13 protein-coding genes are annotated in these 14657 nt (G+C 61.0%); 3 read left to right on the top strand and 10 right to left on the bottom strand.

The features are described 5' to 3' along the window. Together JKA62_RS17230 and JKA62_RS17225 are read left to right on the top strand one after the other, a co-directional pair. Positions 1-1620, top strand: a complete 1620-nt coding sequence (locus JKA62_RS17230; RefSeq protein WP_201818767.1) for a DUF2300 domain-containing protein — start codon at positions 1-3, stop codon at positions 1618-1620. 3 nt (positions 1621-1623) lie between these two features. Continuing rightward, positions 1624-2436, top strand: coding sequence for a YfaP family protein (locus JKA62_RS17225; protein WP_201818764.1), 813 nt, complete (start codon positions 1624-1626; stop codon positions 2434-2436). A gap of 102 nt (positions 2437-2538) precedes the next feature. Here JKA62_RS17225 and JKA62_RS17220 read toward each other — a convergent pair whose 3' ends face one another. The 10 genes from JKA62_RS17220 to exaC form a co-directional block, all read right to left on the bottom strand. Then, positions 2539-2712, bottom strand: coding sequence for a hypothetical protein (locus JKA62_RS17220; protein ID WP_181457899.1), 174 nt, complete (start codon positions 2710-2712; stop codon positions 2539-2541). Positions 2713-3128: 416 nt separating this feature from the next. Next, positions 3129-3869: a S24 family peptidase gene (locus tag JKA62_RS17215; protein ID WP_011336120.1), complete on the bottom strand. Its 741-nt coding sequence runs from the start codon at positions 3867-3869 to the stop codon at positions 3129-3131. A gap of 221 nt (positions 3870-4090) precedes the next feature. Next, a complete protein-coding gene (gene ppa, locus JKA62_RS17210) occupies positions 4091-4618 on the bottom strand; it encodes an inorganic diphosphatase (RefSeq protein ID WP_007933577.1) in 528 nt (175 codons plus the stop codon). A gap of 114 nt (positions 4619-4732) precedes the next feature. Next, positions 4733-5545 (bottom strand): zinc-dependent peptidase, encoded by an 813-nt coding sequence (locus JKA62_RS17205; RefSeq protein ID WP_201818762.1) that lies wholly within the window; start codon positions 5543-5545, stop codon positions 4733-4735. A 4-nt stretch (positions 5546-5549) separates the two neighbouring features. Continuing rightward, on the bottom strand, positions 5550-6200 hold the full coding sequence (locus tag JKA62_RS17200) for a DedA family protein (RefSeq protein ID WP_011336118.1): 651 nt from the start codon (positions 6198-6200) through the stop codon (positions 5550-5552). A 227-nt stretch (positions 6201-6427) separates the two neighbouring features. Continuing rightward, positions 6428-6889 (bottom strand): GNAT family N-acetyltransferase, encoded by a 462-nt coding sequence (locus tag JKA62_RS17195; RefSeq protein WP_007958617.1) that lies wholly within the window; start codon positions 6887-6889, stop codon positions 6428-6430. A 116-nt stretch (positions 6890-7005) separates the two neighbouring features. Continuing rightward, on the bottom strand, positions 7006-7839 hold the full coding sequence (eutC, locus tag JKA62_RS17190) for an ethanolamine ammonia-lyase subunit EutC (protein WP_373423147.1): 834 nt from the start codon (positions 7837-7839) through the stop codon (positions 7006-7008). Then, on the bottom strand, positions 7836-9230 hold the full coding sequence (locus JKA62_RS17185) for an ethanolamine ammonia-lyase subunit EutB (protein WP_201818760.1): 1395 nt from the start codon (positions 9228-9230) through the stop codon (positions 7836-7838). The genes eutC and JKA62_RS17185 overlap by 4 nt, the downstream gene beginning before the upstream one ends. A gap of 80 nt (positions 9231-9310) precedes the next feature. Then, the gene (gene eat / locus JKA62_RS17180) at positions 9311-10681 is read right to left on the bottom strand and encodes an ethanolamine permease (RefSeq protein WP_011336115.1); all 1371 of its coding nucleotides are present in this window, start codon (positions 10679-10681) and stop codon (positions 9311-9313) included. Between the two features lie 201 nt (positions 10682-10882). After that, positions 10883-12403, bottom strand: coding sequence for an acetaldehyde dehydrogenase ExaC (gene exaC, locus JKA62_RS17175; RefSeq protein ID WP_201818758.1), 1521 nt, complete (start codon positions 12401-12403; stop codon positions 10883-10885). A 299-nt stretch (positions 12404-12702) separates the two neighbouring features. On the opposite strand from exaC, the gene JKA62_RS17170 reads away from it, so the two are divergent. Next, positions 12703-14619, top strand: coding sequence for a sigma-54-dependent Fis family transcriptional regulator (locus tag JKA62_RS17170; RefSeq protein WP_201818757.1), 1917 nt, complete (start codon positions 12703-12705; stop codon positions 14617-14619). Positions 14620-14657: the final 38 nt, after the last annotated feature.

Genomic DNA, 14657 nt, shown 5'->3' with positions numbered 1-14657 from the left:
ATGATCCGGCCGCTGGTCTGGCTGCTGATGTGTGTGATTCCTGCGCTGGCGATGGCGCAGGATGAGCCGTTGCGCGTGGCTTACAAGGGCGAACTGCTGTCGCTGAATACCTCGCAATTGACGGCGCGCGAGCCAATGTCTTCGTCGCTGGATACGCCGCTGGGCAGTCTGTGGAAGCTGTTCGTTTATGCGTGGTTGGTGGATACCGGTGCGCGGGAGCCTGCTTATGAATGTCGCGGGCAGTCGAAGGAAGAAGTCTATTGCTGCACCGCTGGCGGCAAGATCGAGCGTGATCAGGCGCTGGTGAAATCCTGCGGGCTGTATTTCGAGCCGGCGCGGTTGGGCATCACCGCTGGCGATTGGAGAACCTATTGGCAGGCGCGACAGGCGCCGTCGTGGTTGCTGGACCTGCCATCGGTGCAGCCGGCTACTCGGGTGTCCGTGGCTGACTTGCTGAAGGTTCTGTCTTGGCTGCCGGCTCAGGATCAGATGCGTCGTGTGCTGCTCGACGTGGTGCTGAACGCGGCGGACGGCAATGTCGTCGGTGAGCTCGGCGGACGCTTGCGGGTGAAGACCTGGAGCTGGCTCGGCGATCAGGACCCTCAATCACGCCAGGGTGGATTCGCTGGATGGACGGCGGACGGCTCGCCGATCTGGGCCGGTGGCCGGGGCACCAGTCAGATGGTTTTGCGGCGTTACGGTTCGGCGTTGGCGACGGTGTTGCCCACATCGTGGCCGGCGGAAGCAGGGCGTTGTGTCGAAGTCGGACTGTTCTCGCGATATCCGGTTTCGCGGGTTCTGGCCGGTAATCGAGCGGTGACCTCCGGCCCGTTGCAGGGTGATTACCGCGTCGAATTCGCCAACGGCAATGCGCTGGATATCCACAGCGACGGCGAGCTGTTTCTGCTCAACGACATGCTTGTGGCGCGGCTGGATCGTGAAGAGTACGTCGCCCGGGTGCTGGAGCGTGAAGCCAAACCAGAACCGCACGAAGCGGCCAAAGCATTGGCCGTGGCAATCCGCACGTATCTGCTGCAGAACGCCACGCGTAACGGCGAATGTTTGAGCATCGACGACAGCAGTACACGCCAACGCGTCGCCCCGCGTCCTGCTTCCGCCGAATCCCGCAACATCGCCGCATGGACGGCGGATCTGGTGTTGGCCGGCAGCACCGTCACCTATCACTCCGATCAGCCCGGCCCGGACAAACTGGCCTGGCAACAAGCGGTCGAACAAGCCAATGCCGGCCAGCGTTACGACGCGATTCTGCTGCACGCCTACCCGCGCGCCAGCCTGAGCCGTTGGGACAACCCGGTGGCGTCCTGCGAAGCGCTACCTGCTGCCCAAGACTGGCTGCAAAAACAGCGGCGCGGCTGGCGTCCCAGGCTGGAAAGCGAAACCGGCTACAACGAAGTCAGCACCTTCGCCGTCTGCAAACTCGCCTTCGGCCGCCCCTTCGTCGACCGCGAACGCCAGCGCATCTATGTGCGCGGCGTGGTGTCCTTGCAGGACCGCCTCGACCTGACTCACGAATACCTGCACCTGGCCTTTGAAGCACACCCCAACGGCCAGGATGAAACCTATATCGAAGGGCTCGCCCGTCACCTTTTGCTGGAATAGACCATGACACTCCGTTATCCACAGGTCTTGCTGTTGCTCTGCGTATTTACCGCGGTTTCGCCGGTGATCGCCGCTGACGGCGTCAAACTCGACACCCCGGTCGGCGGCTGGCGCAGCGGCGCGCCTGAAGGCGAGGGCGAGAGCTTTCGCCAGACCGTCAACTACCCGGCCTCCTCGGTGAACACCCCGCTCAGCCAGGCCAACACCGCCCGCATCAGCGGGGAAATCAAAGCCACACCGAAAAACAGAGAGCCCGGCCGCCTGATCGTCAACGGCGTCAGCATGCCGCTGAAAATCGACGACAGCGGCCGCTTCGACCGCCCGTTCTCCTTTCCCAACGGCAGCAACAGCGTCGAAGTCCGCAGCCCGGACGGCCAGCAACGGCACCGCACGCAGTTCCTCAACACCAGTGGCGGCGCTACTCCGGCAAAACTGCGGGTGTTGCTGGCGTGGGACAGCGATGGCACTGACCTCGACCTGCACTTGGTCACGCCTGATGGCGCGCACATCTGGTATGGCGATCGCGTTGCCCCCAATGGCGCTGCTCTGGATGTCGACGTGACCACCGGATACGGCCCGGAAATCTTCGCCATGCCGGCGCCGATCAAGGGGCAGTATCTGGTGTATGTGAATTATTTTGGCGGTGGGTATCGCGGTGATGATGAGGGTGGGGAAGAGGCGGTGCAGCCGTTGACCACCGCGCAGGTGACGGTGATTACGGAGGAGGGGACGCCTAGCGAGAAAATGGAGACTTTCATCGTGCCGATGCGGGCGGTGGGGGAATTGACGTTGGTGAAGTCGTTTAGCTATCCGTGACGGGATTGTGCAACGGGCTGTTGCACAATTGAGTTGGGCAGCAGCCTGTTGCCCGATTGCGGGATCACCTCCCGCGAAACTGCAGCTCGACGGGATTCAACGTTACAAGTCATCCAGGCTTATCTTGACTCGCTGAGGGGTGACAAGACGTTCGTTGACTGCGGCGATAAGCGCCACATCCTCTTTGCAACGTAACTCTGCGTCCAGCAGTAACTGATCCGGATCAGAGAAGTGCGGCTTCTTACCGTCATCATTATGAATTTTGGGGGAGGCCATGATGGAGCACCGTAATGAGTTTTGCCGTTACGGTAACAAGGAAGATTTCTGGACGGTAGATCTGGGTTTCTTTCAGGCATTAAAAAGCCGGCTTGTGGCCGGCTTCTCGGGGACTGGCTTGGTTTATTTTTGGTAAACCGCGCCAGCCTTCAAAACGTACATCCGGATCTTGCGTCCGGCTGTGGGACTTGGTCAGACAGTGGTCTGCCGCGTCAGGCGTCATCTGGGCCGCTTGGCGGGTCGATGCGCGAATGTGGGGCGCAGGATACTGAGTTTTGTTGGGGATTCCCAGTCTCAAGTGCGGAATAGAGCGATTTCTGCGGCAGAAAACAGAGGTTTGTACCGGGTATCCGGTCCTCTTCTCGGGCAAGCCCGCTCCTACAACGTTCTGTGCTGGGGCCGGGAGTGATGGAGGATCAGAGAAACGGCACCACCGGCCGCCGCTTGCCCAGCGTCGACCACCAGAACACCCACCCCAACACATGAATCCTCTGCTCTTCGATCTGTGAGGCCCGGAAGATCTCGTCCGGGTATTCGGCGCTGTTGTGGCTGCGCAGGCGCAGGGCGTTGCCGGGCATGCGGTGCAGGTATTTGATACGCAACATGCCGTCGTGCTCAATGGCGTAGATTTCGCCGTCAACCACCTGGGTGAGGCCGCGGTCGATGGCGAGGGTGGAGCCGTCTTCGATTTTCTCGGCCATGCTGTTGCCGATCATGTGGGTGCAAATGGCGTCGGTGTAGCGGATTTCCAGTGTTTCGAGGTGACTGCGGGGCAGGCGGATGGTTTGCTCCGGGTCTTTTATGACATGGGTTTTGTCGGAGCCGGGGGCGACCGGGGTTTCTTTGTAGAGCGGCAATTCGATGTCGTTGGTTTCTAGCACCGTGTAGACGCCGCGAATGGCATGGGCATCGAGGATGTCGCCCGACTCCGTATGCAGGTGCGGGGCGTCTTTCGGGCCTTCGCCGGTCTTCAGCCATTGGCTGTTGACGGACAGCAGGCGCGCGACTTCTTCCATGCGGTACGCGGGTACGCCCCGGGTGTACCAGTTATGAACGTTTTGGGCTTCCGTGCCCCAGAACTTTGCGAATCCCGTGGTGGTGATGTTCGCAGCTTCCAGGAGTGCCTTGAATCTTGGACCGCTAGTGTTCTTTCTCATAAACACGAGTCTACGACCGGCCTAGAGCGGTTTGAATAAACCTTGCGTTCAAAATAAGGGCAAATTTTGCGACGGGATGTAAGGCGTGCTTGTGGGAAATTACACAGACTAAAACCTTTCTGTAGGCCGCCATAAACAGGCTGTTTAAGCCTCTGCCGGGCAGGCACAAAAAACCCCGGATCAACCGGGGTTTTCTTCAAGCGTGTCGCAGGTCGCGAGGCTTAGCCTTTGTAGGCAGCAACCGACTTGGTGATCGCGGCGCGGGCGGCGTCTGCACCGTCCCAGCCTTCGATTTTCACCCATTTGCCTTTTTCGAGATCTTTGTAGTTCGCGAAGAAGTGCTCGATCTGCTGGATCAGCAGGGCTGGCAGGTCGGTGTATTCCTTCACGTCCACGTACAGCTGGGACAGCTTGTCGTGTGGAACTGCGATGACTTTGGCATCGCCGCCGCCGTCGTCGGTCATGTTCAGGATGCCGACTGGACGCGCGCGGATCACCGAACCTGGAGCAACCGGGTAAGGGGTTACGACCAGCACGTCCAGCGGATCACCGTCGTCAGCCAGGGTGTTCGGGATGTAACCGTAGTTGGCCGGGTAGAACATCGGGGTGGCCATGAAACGGTCAACGAACAGGCAATCGCTGTCTTTGTCGATTTCGTATTTGATCGGCGCGTGGTTGGCCGGGATCTCGATCGCGACGTAGATGTCGTTCGGCAGGTCTTTGCCAGCCGGAATCTTGCTGTAGCTCATTGGGCGTTGCCCCCGTTAGTTGACCAAAAACACTTGGCCGGATTGACCAAAAAGTGGCGGCGATTATAGGCATATTCTGCCGTGGACGCCACGTACCGGAAGTCGTGCAGACCTTTACTCGTGAGCCTGATAGACCGGGTCGGTGGCCTGAAGTTGCTTCAGACGCGCCAACGGATCCTGGCGGTAGAAAAGCTGCAACTGCGCATACACCTGTGGATAAGCCTCGTGCAGCAGATCCGGAGCGCTGAAGAAGTACTCGCTGGTAACGGCGAAGAATTCGGCCGGGTTCTCGGCGGCATACGGGTCGATGGCAGTTTCGGCGTCGGGATGGCGGTCGAGCTGGCGGTTGAGGTCGTCGTAGGCCGCCTGCATCACCTCCGCCCAGTCGCTGACCCGCATGTCGGCGTGCAGCGGTGGCAGGCCGTTGGCGTCGCCGTTGAGCATGTCGAGTTTGTGCGCCAGTTCGTGGATCACCAGGTTGTAGCCTTCCCAGCCACCACTGGCCATCACGCCCGGCCAGGCGAGAATGATCGGCCCTTGCTGCCAGGCTTCGCCGCTGTGTTCGCCGTCCCACTCATGTTCGACACCACTGGCATCGCGATGGCGCTGGGGGCTGAGGAAATCGTCGGGGTAGAGGACGATTTCGTGGAAACCCTGATACCAGTTCAGATCGCCGAGATGCAAAAGCGGCAATTGGGCTTGGGCGGCGAGCAGCAGGCGTTGTTCCTGGTGCAGTTCGACGCCGGGCAGTGCGGTCAGGTGTTTGTCTTCGAGGAGCAGCACGCTGGCTTCGCGCAGCCACTGGTCTTCTGCGGCAGTGATGCCATCGAGAAAACTCAGGTGATGGCGCACCCGCTGCCACAGTTCGTCGGCAATCGGGTGTCTGGCCAGAATGCGCCGGCGGCGCCAGGCGCTCAGCGACCACATCGGCTTAGTGCGATTGGGCTTTGGTGCCGCCGAAACGGCTGCGAACCACGCCGATGATCATCGGAATCAGCGACAGCAGAATGATGCCGACCACCAGCAGCGACAGGTTCTTCTTGATGAACGGCACGTTGCCGAAGAAGTAGCCCAGCGTCACCAGACCGCCGACCCACAGAACCGTACCGAACACGCTGAACCCGAAGAAGCGCGGGTAAGGCATCTTCGCGACACCGGCGACGAACGGGGCAAAGGTGCGGATGATCGGCAGGAAGCGCGCCAGGGTTACAGTCTTGCCACCGTGTTTGTCGTAAAAGTCGTGGGTCTGTTGCAGATAGTCGCGGCGGAAGATCTTCGAATTTGGATTGCTGAACAGTTTTTCACCGGCCGTTCGCCCGATCACGTAGTTGGTGCTGTCGCCCAGGATTGCCGCGAGCATCAGCAGGCCCGCCAGCAATACCGGGTCCATGCCACCGCCTGCAGCCACTGCACCGGCAATGAACAGCAGGGAATCACCCGGCAGGAATGGCATTACCACCAGACCGGTCTCGCAGAAGATCACCAGAAACAGGATGGCGTAGATCCATGGCCCGTAATTGTTCACCAGCAGGTCGAGATAAACGTCGAGATGCAGGATAAGGTCGAGCGGGTTGAAATCCATGGAGGCACCTGTGGTGACGGCCTGACTCGGCAGACCTGTGCGGATGACTTCGTGTAAGCCTACAAGCGGGTGTAGTTTTTCTTACAAGCCGGAAAGCTCGGGATTATACGGTTTGAGAGGTGAAAAGCGCGTTGGTTTTGTAGCGGGGGATGTCGGTGTGAATAAATGTCGGGTTGGGATTCATTTTGGGGAGGGCGTCTGCTCCCTCCCCGCAGGACACCCCGGGATCAGAGCTCGTCGCTGATCGGCAGCACGTAGTTCTTGAACTCGGTGTCTTCCTTGAATCCGATGGATTCGTAGGTTTTCTGCGCCACTTCGTTGTCGGCACTGGTGGAGACGCGCATGCGCACGGCCTGGGTTTCCTTGGCCATTTTCTTGGCGGTGCGGATCAGGTTGTCGGCTACCAGCTGGCGGCGGGCGTCTTCGGCGACGTAGATGTCGTTGAGGATCCACACGCGCTTGAGCGACAGGGAGGAAAAGCTCGGGTAGAGCTGGCAGAAGCCCATGAGTTTCTTGTCGTCGTCATCGGCCAGGGCCAGGTAGATCACCGATTCCTTGCGTCGCAGGCGCTTTTCGAGAAAGGCCCGGGACGAGTCCGGATAGGGCAGGGAGCCGTAGAACTCGCGGTACTTAACGAACAACGGGGTCAGCAAATCCAGGTGTTCGAGGGTCGCTTGGATAATCCGCATGGTAGGTCTCGTCCTTCAAGTGTCTGTCTTCACGTGCTCTGACGGCGATGGGAAACCCGGGCGGCCGTGCATCGATCCTGCCTGAAACCGGCGCAGAAAGGCAATGCGGAAACGGTTCAGGCTGGGGGCGGATCGAGTAGGAAATTACTCTTCATGTCTGTACCGGCTTCCGATTCCAGCGTCTGAACCTGCGCTTCGTCCTTCAGATTGACGCCCGACAGCTGGCGCCGACAGGCTTCGCGCATCAGATACAGCAAGCGATGCGCCGCCATGCCATAGCTGAGCCCTTCCAGCCGCACATTGGAGATGCAGTTGCGGTAAGCATCCGTGAGGCCGACCTTTGGATTGTAGGTGAAATATAAACCCAGGCTGTCCGGTGAACTGAGGCCCGGACGCTCTCCAATCAGCATCACGACCATTTTCGCGCCCAGCAACTGGCCGATTTCATCGCCAATCGCCACTCGACCCTGTTCCACCAGCACTACCGGTGCAGTCGACCATTCATCGGCGCTCATCTGTTCCTCCAGGCGGGTGAGAAACGGCAGGGTGTGCCGATGCACCGCCAGCGCCGAGAGACCGTCCGCCACCACAATTACCAGATCCACACCGCCCGGATGCGCCTGGGCGTATTCGCGCAGAGTTTGCGCCGATTGATCGCTCAACTTGCGCCCCAGATCCGGGCGTTGCAGGTAGCTGTTGCGATCCACCGCCGCGCTGTGCAGCAGCAGACTTTCACGCTGGCGTTCATTCAGTTGAGCACTCAGCGCGGCGTGATCGAACGGCAAATGCACGGCGTCCCGCGCCTGGGCGTGGGCGTACTGGAAATCCAGCTGTGCACGGGTCGGCAGACTGGTGCCGGTACGACCGAGGGCAATGCGCGCCGGGGTCAGACGACGCAGCTCCAGCCATGGGTTTTGCGGATCGACGGGCGGTTTTTCCATCTGACTCATCCCAGTTGCGCCAAGGCCTGGCGGAAGGCCGGCGGCAGGTTGTTGCCAAAGCGGACCTTGCCGTCCGCCTGGGTGAAGATGCCCATCTTCGCCAGCCACTGTTCGAATTCCGGCGCCGGTTTCAGGCCCAGGGTCTGGCGCGCGTAGAGCGCGTCGTGGAACGAGGTGGTCTGGTAGTTGAGCATGATGTCGTCGGAGCCGGGGATGCCCATGATGAAGTTGATCCCCGCCACACCCAGCAGGGTCAGCAGGGTATCCATGTCGTCCTGATCGGCTTCGGCGTGGTTGGTGTAGCAGATGTCGCAGCCCATCGGCACGCCGAGCAGCTTGCCGCAGAAATGATCTTCGAGGCCGGCGCGGATGATCTGTTTGCCGTTGTAGAGGTATTCCGGGCCGATGAATCCCACGACGGTGTTCACCAGAAACGGCTTGAAATGCCGCGCCACGGCGTAGGCCCTTGTCTCGCAGGTCTGTTGATCGACGCCGTGGTGGGCGTTGGCCGACAGGGCGCTGCCCTGGCCGGTTTCGAAATACATCAGGTTCTGCCCGAGTGTGCCGCGATTGAGGCTCAGGCCCGCTTCATAACCCTCCTGCAAGATGTTCAGGTTGATGCCGAAACTGGCGTTGGCCGCTTCGGTGCCGGCAATCGACTGGAACACCAGATCCAGCGGCACACCACGGTTGACCGCTTCTATAGAGGTGGTGACGTGGGTCAGCACGCAGGCCTGGGTCGGAATGTCGTAGCGCTGGATGATCGCGTCGAGCATTTCCAGCATTGCGCAGATCGAGGCGATGCTGTCGGTGGCCGGGTTGATGCCGATCATCGCGTCGCCGTTACCGTACAGCAGACCGTCGAGAATGCTCGCGGCGATGCCGGACGGTTCGTCGGTCGGGTGATTGGGTTGCAGCCTTGTGGATAACCGCCCACGCAGGCCGAGGGTGCCGCGAAATTGGGTGACGACGCGGATCTTCTGCGCCACCAGCACCAGATCCTGCACGCGCATGATCTTCGACACGGCAGCGACCATTTCCGGTGTCAGGCCGGGGGCGAGGGCGCGCAGGCTCTGCTCATCGGCCGCTTCGCTCAGAAGCCAGTCGCGAAAGCCGCCAACCGTGAGATGGCTGACGACTGCGAAGGCCTGTTTGTCATGGCTGTCGATGATCAGTCGGGTGACCTCATCGGATTCGTAGGGAATCAGTGCTTCCTGCAGGAAATGTGTCAGCGGGATGTCGGCCAGCGCCATTTGCGCGGCGACTCGCTCCCCATCGTTAAGCGCGGCGACCCCCGCCAGGAAGTCTCCGGAGCGCGCCGGGCTGGCTTTGGCCATCACGTCCTTGAGGCTGTCGAAGCGGTAGGTCTGGGCGCCGACGGTATGGGCAAATGCGGCCATGGGGCGCGTTCCTCCTGAATGAATGCTTTTAGTGCGGGCACCGAGCCCGAGGCCCGATGCCGGTGCAGCTCAGTTAGCGTTTAGATACCTTCGAGCATAGCGTCTGCCGGTGCTTCGGAGCGTTGCTTGGCGGTCAACTGGAAGTACAGGTAGCCGGCGGCCATGAAACCCAGGAACACACAGCCGATCAGCGTGTTGAACCAGGCCATCGCCACCAGACACACTACGGCCAGGAACAGCGCGATGGCCGGCACCACCGGATAGCCCGGTGCGCGGAAGGTGCGTTCCAGGTTCGGCTCGGTTTTACGCAGTTTGAACAGGCTGAGCATGCTGATGATGTACATCACGATGGCGCCGAACACCGACATGGTGATCATCGCCGCCGTCAGGGTCATGCCTTGCAGATTGACCAGGCCGTCGCTGTAGATCGCCGCGATGCCGACCACGCCGCCGGCCAGGATCGCCCGGTGCGGGGTTTGGAAACGCGAGAGCTTGGCCAGGCCTTTGGGCAGATAACCGGCCCGGGCCAGGGCGAAGAACTGCCGCGAGTAGCCGAGGATGATCCCGTGGAAACTCGCCACCAGCCCGAACAGGCCGATCCAGACCAGCATGTGCATCCAGGTCGAGTTGTTGCCGACCACCGCTTTCATCGCCTGCGGCAGCGGGTCGTTGATGTTCGACAGTTGGCGCCAGTCGCCGACGCCGCCGGCCATCACCATCACGCCGATGGCCAGGAACACCAGGGTCAGGATGCCACTGACGTAGGCCCGTGGAATCGTGCGTTTCGGGTCCTTGGCTTCCTCGGCCGCCATGGCTGCGCCTTCGATGGCGAGGAAGAACCAGATCGCGAAGGGAATCGCCGCGAAAATGCCCGGAATCGAACCCATCGTGAATTCATTGGCGCCTGACCAGCCGTTCAAAACGAAGTTGCTGAAGCTGAAGCCCGGCGCGACCACGCCCATGAACACCAGCAGTTCGGCGACGGCGAGCACGGTCACCACCAGCTCAAAGGTCGCGGCGATGCTGACGCCAAGGATGTTCAGGGTCATGAACACGAAATACGCGCCGACCGCCGCGAGTTTGGGATCGAGCCCCGGATATTGCACATTCAGATAGGCGCCGATGGCCATGGCAATGGCGGGCGGGGCAAACACGAATTCGATCAGGGTGGCGATGCCGGCGATCAATCCGCCTTTCTCGCCGAACGCCCGACGGCTGTAGGCAAACGGCCCGCCCGCGTGGGGAATCGCGGTGGTCAGCTCGGTGAAACTGAAGATAAAGCAGGTGTACATGGTCGCGACCATCAGGGCCGTGACCAGGAAACCCAGGGTTCCCGCTGTGCCCCAGCCGTAACTCCAGCCGAAGTATTCGCCGGAGATCACCAGGCCGACGGCAATGCCCCAGAGGTGCAGGGTGCCGAGTGTGGGTTTGAGCTGTGTGGTGGAAGTCATAAGTCCTCTCTGTCTTTTTTATTGTTCGATCTGTTGGACTTTCGGGTGCAGCGGTTGAGTGGGTGGATGCTGTTCACGCAGCGGCAGTGTTCAGGCAAATCCTGAATGACGGGTACGCAAGGCCCGTGCCAGAGCGGCCAGGCCAAGGATTGTCATCGGGATTAAAAGGGCGACATCGATAGTTCGGTGTCGCCCGGTTTTTTAGAAGAAGCCCAGCGGGTTGATGTCGTAGCTCACCAGCAGGTTTTTGGTCTGCTGGTAGTGGTCGAGCATCATCTTGTGGGTTTCACGGCCGACGCCGGACTTCTTGTACCCGCCGAACGCGGCGTGCGCCGGGTACAGGTGGTAGCAGTTGGTCCACACGCGACCCGCCTTGATGGCGCGGCCCATGCGATAGGCGCGGTTGATGTCGCGGGTCCAGAGGCCGGCGCCCAGGCCGAACTCGGTATCGTTGGCGATCGCCAGGGCTTCGGCTTCGTCCTTGAACGTGGTGATGCTCACCACCGGGCCGAAGATTTCTTCCTGGAACACACGCATTTTGTTGGTGCCCTTGAGCAGGGTCGGCTGGATGTAGTAACCGGAAGCCAGGTTGCCTTCGAGTTTTTCCACCTTGCCGCCGGTCAGCAGCTCGGCACCTTCGCCCTTGGCGATTTCCAGGTACGAAAGGATCTTGTCGAATTGCTGCTCGGACGCCTGGGCGCCGACCATGGTGTCGGTGTCGAGCGGGTCGCCACGTTTGATCTGGCTGACCTTCATCATCACCGCTTCCATGAACTGCGGATAGATCGACTCCTGAACCAGTGCGCGGGAAGGGCAGGTGCAGACTTCGCCCTGGTTGAAGAACGCCAGCACGAGGCCTTCGGCGGCTTTTTCAATGAAGCTTGGCTCGGCCTGCATGATGTCTTCGAAGAAGATGTTCGGCGACTTGCCGCCCAGCTCAACGGTGGACGGAATGATGTTTTCGGCGGCGCACTTCATGATGTGCGAGCCGACCGGAGTCGAGCCGGTGAAGGCGATCTTGGCGATGCGTTTGCTGGTGGCCAGGGCTTCGCCGGCTTCTTTGCCGAACCCTTGCACCACGTTGAGCACGCCCGGCGGCAGCAGGTCGCCGATCAGTTCCAGCAGCACGCTGATGCCCAGCGGGGTTTGCTCGGCAGGTTTGAGCACCACGCAGTTGCCGGCGGCCAGGGCCGGGGCGAGTTTCCACGCGGCCATCAGGATCGGGAAGTTCCACGGGATGATCTGGCCGACCACACCTAGCGGTTCATGAATGTGATAGGCGACGGTATTGCCGTCGATCTCGGCAGCACTGCCTTCCTGGGCGCGCAGACACCCGGCGAAGTAACGGAAGTGGTCGGCGGCCAGCGGGATGTCGGCGTTGAGGGTTTCGCGGATGGCTTTGCCGTTGTCCCAGGTTTCGGTGATCGCCAGGGTTTCGAGGTTCTGTTCGATGCGGTCGGCGATTTTCAGCAGGATCAGCGAACGGGCCTGGGCGGAAGTCGAGCCCCAGGCATCGGCAGCGGCATGGGCGGCGTCCAGAGCTTTTTCGATGTCTTCGGCCGTGGAACGCGGGAATTCGGCAATTGGCTGGCCATTTACTGGCGAGGTGTTGGTGAAGTACTGACCTTTGACAGGCGCGACGAACTCGCCGCCGATGTAGTTACCGTACTTGCTCTTGAACGAGACTTTGGCGCCTTCAGTACCGGGGTGAGCGTAACGCATGATGTTCTCCTTGGCTGTTGTACTTATCAGAGAGACGCGCATGAGCGCTTGCTATAAGCGTAGAGCAAAGGTCGGGCCACTGCCGTGCAGGTCAGGCAAATCAAGGCTTTGCGAGATTTGTGTCGGACAAGTGGCAAGCGTCTGTGGCGGTATTGGTACAGCCTGGGTGACAGTTTGTACCGCTTCTGGCACAACCCGTGACCGGGCGGTCTTGCCAGCATTGCAAAGACCGGTTGGCTGGAGGATGCTGGGCACCACTTCACGCATGGGCCGATGAGCCTCGGGGAGAATAATAAGAAATGCACGACAACCATTTGAGTCGCCATGCCCAACAGGTTCTCACCGTCACCCAGGGCAAGCCGCACCTGCATGGCCCCGGTGCCGACCCGTCGATTGCCCGCTCGTGGCTGCGTTGTCTTGAGGACTATCACCTCGACCCGGCCCTGACCATGGCGCCGACCGTGCTAGAACACGGTCGTGTCCTCGAAAGCCGCGAACGGCTGCAACAGGTGTTGCAGATCGCCGGCAATGAAATGAGCAGCCTGCATCAACAACTCTCCGGCGCCGGCCATGCGGTACTGCTGACCGACGCACGCGGGGTGATCCTCAACTGCGTCACCGCCCCCGCCGAACGCAAGATTTTCGAACGCGCCGGCCTGTGGCTGGGCTCCGACTGGAGCGAGGCCTGCGAGGGCACCAACGGGATCGGCACTTGCCTCGTTGAACGTCAGGCCCTGACGATTCATCAGGATGAACACTTTCGCGGCCGCCATACCGGCCTGACCTGCTCGGCGAGCCCGGTGTTCGACCCGCACGGCGAACTGCTGGCGGTGCTTGATGTTTCCTCGGCCCGGCCTGACGTCTCGCGGCAGAGCCAGTTCCACACCATGGCGCTGGTCAATTTGTCGGCGAAGATGATCGAGAGCTGTTATTTCCTGCGCTGTTTCGATAACCAATGGCTGTTGCGATTCCATCTTCAGGCCGAGTCCGTCGGGCTGTTCAGCGAAGGGTTGCTGGCGTTTGACGGGGAAGGGCGGATCAGTGCGGTCAATCAGAGTGCCTTGAACCTGCTCGGCCATATTCGCGGTGGTTTGCTGGGCAAACCGGTGGAGGCGTTTTTCGATTGTTCGCTGGATGAGTTGCTCGGGCGTGCCAGTGCCAATGCCAGCGCCAGTTGGCCGCTGCGCACCCGTGACGGGCGGCATCTGTTTGCGGTGCTGCGCGGTGAGACCCGCCGGCCGCTGCCGGTCGCGCCAGCTCCCGCGCCTGTGGAAGCGCCGCGTCTTGCCGGGATTTGCCTGGGGGATGCGGCGTTGCAGGCGGATTTCCGCAAGTCGCTGCGGGTGTTCGAGCGTGACGTTCCGCTGCTGATCAATGGTGAAACCGGCTCCGGCAAGGAAGCGTTCGCCAAGGCTGTGCATAACGCCAGTCAACGTGCCGGCAAAGCCTTCGTTGCCCTCAACTGCGCGGCGATTCCCGAAAGCCTGATCGAGAGCGAACTGTTCGGCTATCGCGGCGGCAGCTTCACCGGCGCGCGCAAGGACGGTATGCGCGGCAAGTTGCAGCAGGCCGATGGCGGCACGCTGTTCCTCGATGAAATCGGCGACATGCCGCTGGCTCTGCAAACCCGTCTGCTGCGGGTGCTGGAAGACCGGCAAGTGGTGCCGATTGGCGGCGAGCCGGAAGCGGTCAACGTGCGGATCATCAGCGCCACCCACCGCAATCTGCTGGAACGGGTCGGCGATGGCAGTTTCCGTGAAGACCTTTACTACCGGCTCAACGGGCTGGAAGTGGCGCTGCCACCATTGCGCGAGCGCAGTGACAAATCGCAGCTGCTCGATTTTCTGCTGGCCGAAGAGGCGGGCGGGGAAACGATTCTGATCGAAGAACCGGCGCGCCAGGCGTTGCTGCGGTTCAACTGGCCGGGCAATGTGCGGCAGTTGCGCAATGTGCTGCGCACGCTGGCGGCGTTGTGCGATGAAGGGCGGATCGGGCTGGATGATCTGCCCGCGATGTTTCGGCAGGTTCAGCCACTGTTGGTAAAAGCCGATGAAGCGTCATCCGCACAACCGCTGGAAGATGCCGAGCGACTGGCGTTGCTCAATGCGCTGGAACACTCGCGCTGGCACATGACCCTCACGGCGCAGCAACTGGGCGTCAGCCGCAATACGCTCTATAGAAAGCTGCGCAAGCACGGGATTGCCCGAACCGCTTGAGCCACCGAAAACGAGGATGCGGTTTTCCCCTGCCTGGG

Origin of the sequence: Pseudomonas sp. B7 (assembly GCF_016735645.1) — a bacterium.
Classification (GTDB): Bacteria; Pseudomonadota; Gammaproteobacteria; order Pseudomonadales; family Pseudomonadaceae; genus Aquipseudomonas; species Aquipseudomonas glycinae.
The sequence above is the reverse complement of the archived record's forward strand: the minus strand, read 5'-3'. Positions and strand labels throughout refer to the sequence as shown.

Bases quoted from the DNA above. Each gene is read 5' to 3' on its own strand.
- eat (WP_011336115.1), bottom strand. From the start codon at position 10,681: ATGACTTCCACCACACAGCTCAAACCCACACTCGGCACCCTGCACCTC.
- JKA62_RS17205 (WP_201818762.1), bottom strand. From the start codon at position 5,545: ATGTGGTCGCTGAGCGCCTGGCGCCGCCGGCGCATTCTGGCCAGACAC.
- exaC (WP_201818758.1), bottom strand. From the start codon at position 12,403: ATGCGTTACGCTCACCCCGGTACTGAAGGCGCCAAAGTCTCGTTCAAG.
- JKA62_RS17225 (WP_201818764.1), top strand. From the start codon at position 1,624: ATGACACTCCGTTATCCACAGGTCTTGCTGTTGCTCTGCGTATTTACC.
- JKA62_RS17195 (WP_007958617.1), bottom strand. From the start codon at position 6,889: ATGCGGATTATCCAAGCGACCCTCGAACACCTGGATTTGCTGACCCCG.
- JKA62_RS17215 (WP_011336120.1), bottom strand. From the start codon at position 3,869: ATGAGAAAGAACACTAGCGGTCCAAGATTCAAGGCACTCCTGGAAGCT.
- ppa (WP_007933577.1), bottom strand. From the start codon at position 4,618: ATGAGCTACAGCAAGATTCCGGCTGGCAAAGACCTGCCGAACGACATC.
- JKA62_RS17220 (WP_181457899.1), bottom strand. From the start codon at position 2,712: ATGGCCTCCCCCAAAATTCATAATGATGACGGTAAGAAGCCGCACTTC.
- JKA62_RS17230 (WP_201818767.1), top strand. From the start codon at position 1: ATGATCCGGCCGCTGGTCTGGCTGCTGATGTGTGTGATTCCTGCGCTG.
- JKA62_RS17170 (WP_201818757.1), top strand. From the start codon at position 12,703: ATGCACGACAACCATTTGAGTCGCCATGCCCAACAGGTTCTCACCGTC.
- eutC (WP_373423147.1), bottom strand. From the start codon at position 7,839: ATGAGTCAGATGGAAAAACCGCCCGTCGATCCGCAAAACCCATGGCTG.
- JKA62_RS17185 (WP_201818760.1), bottom strand. From the start codon at position 9,230: ATGGCCGCATTTGCCCATACCGTCGGCGCCCAGACCTACCGCTTCGAC.
- JKA62_RS17200 (WP_011336118.1), bottom strand. From the start codon at position 6,200: ATGGATTTCAACCCGCTCGACCTTATCCTGCATCTCGACGTTTATCTC.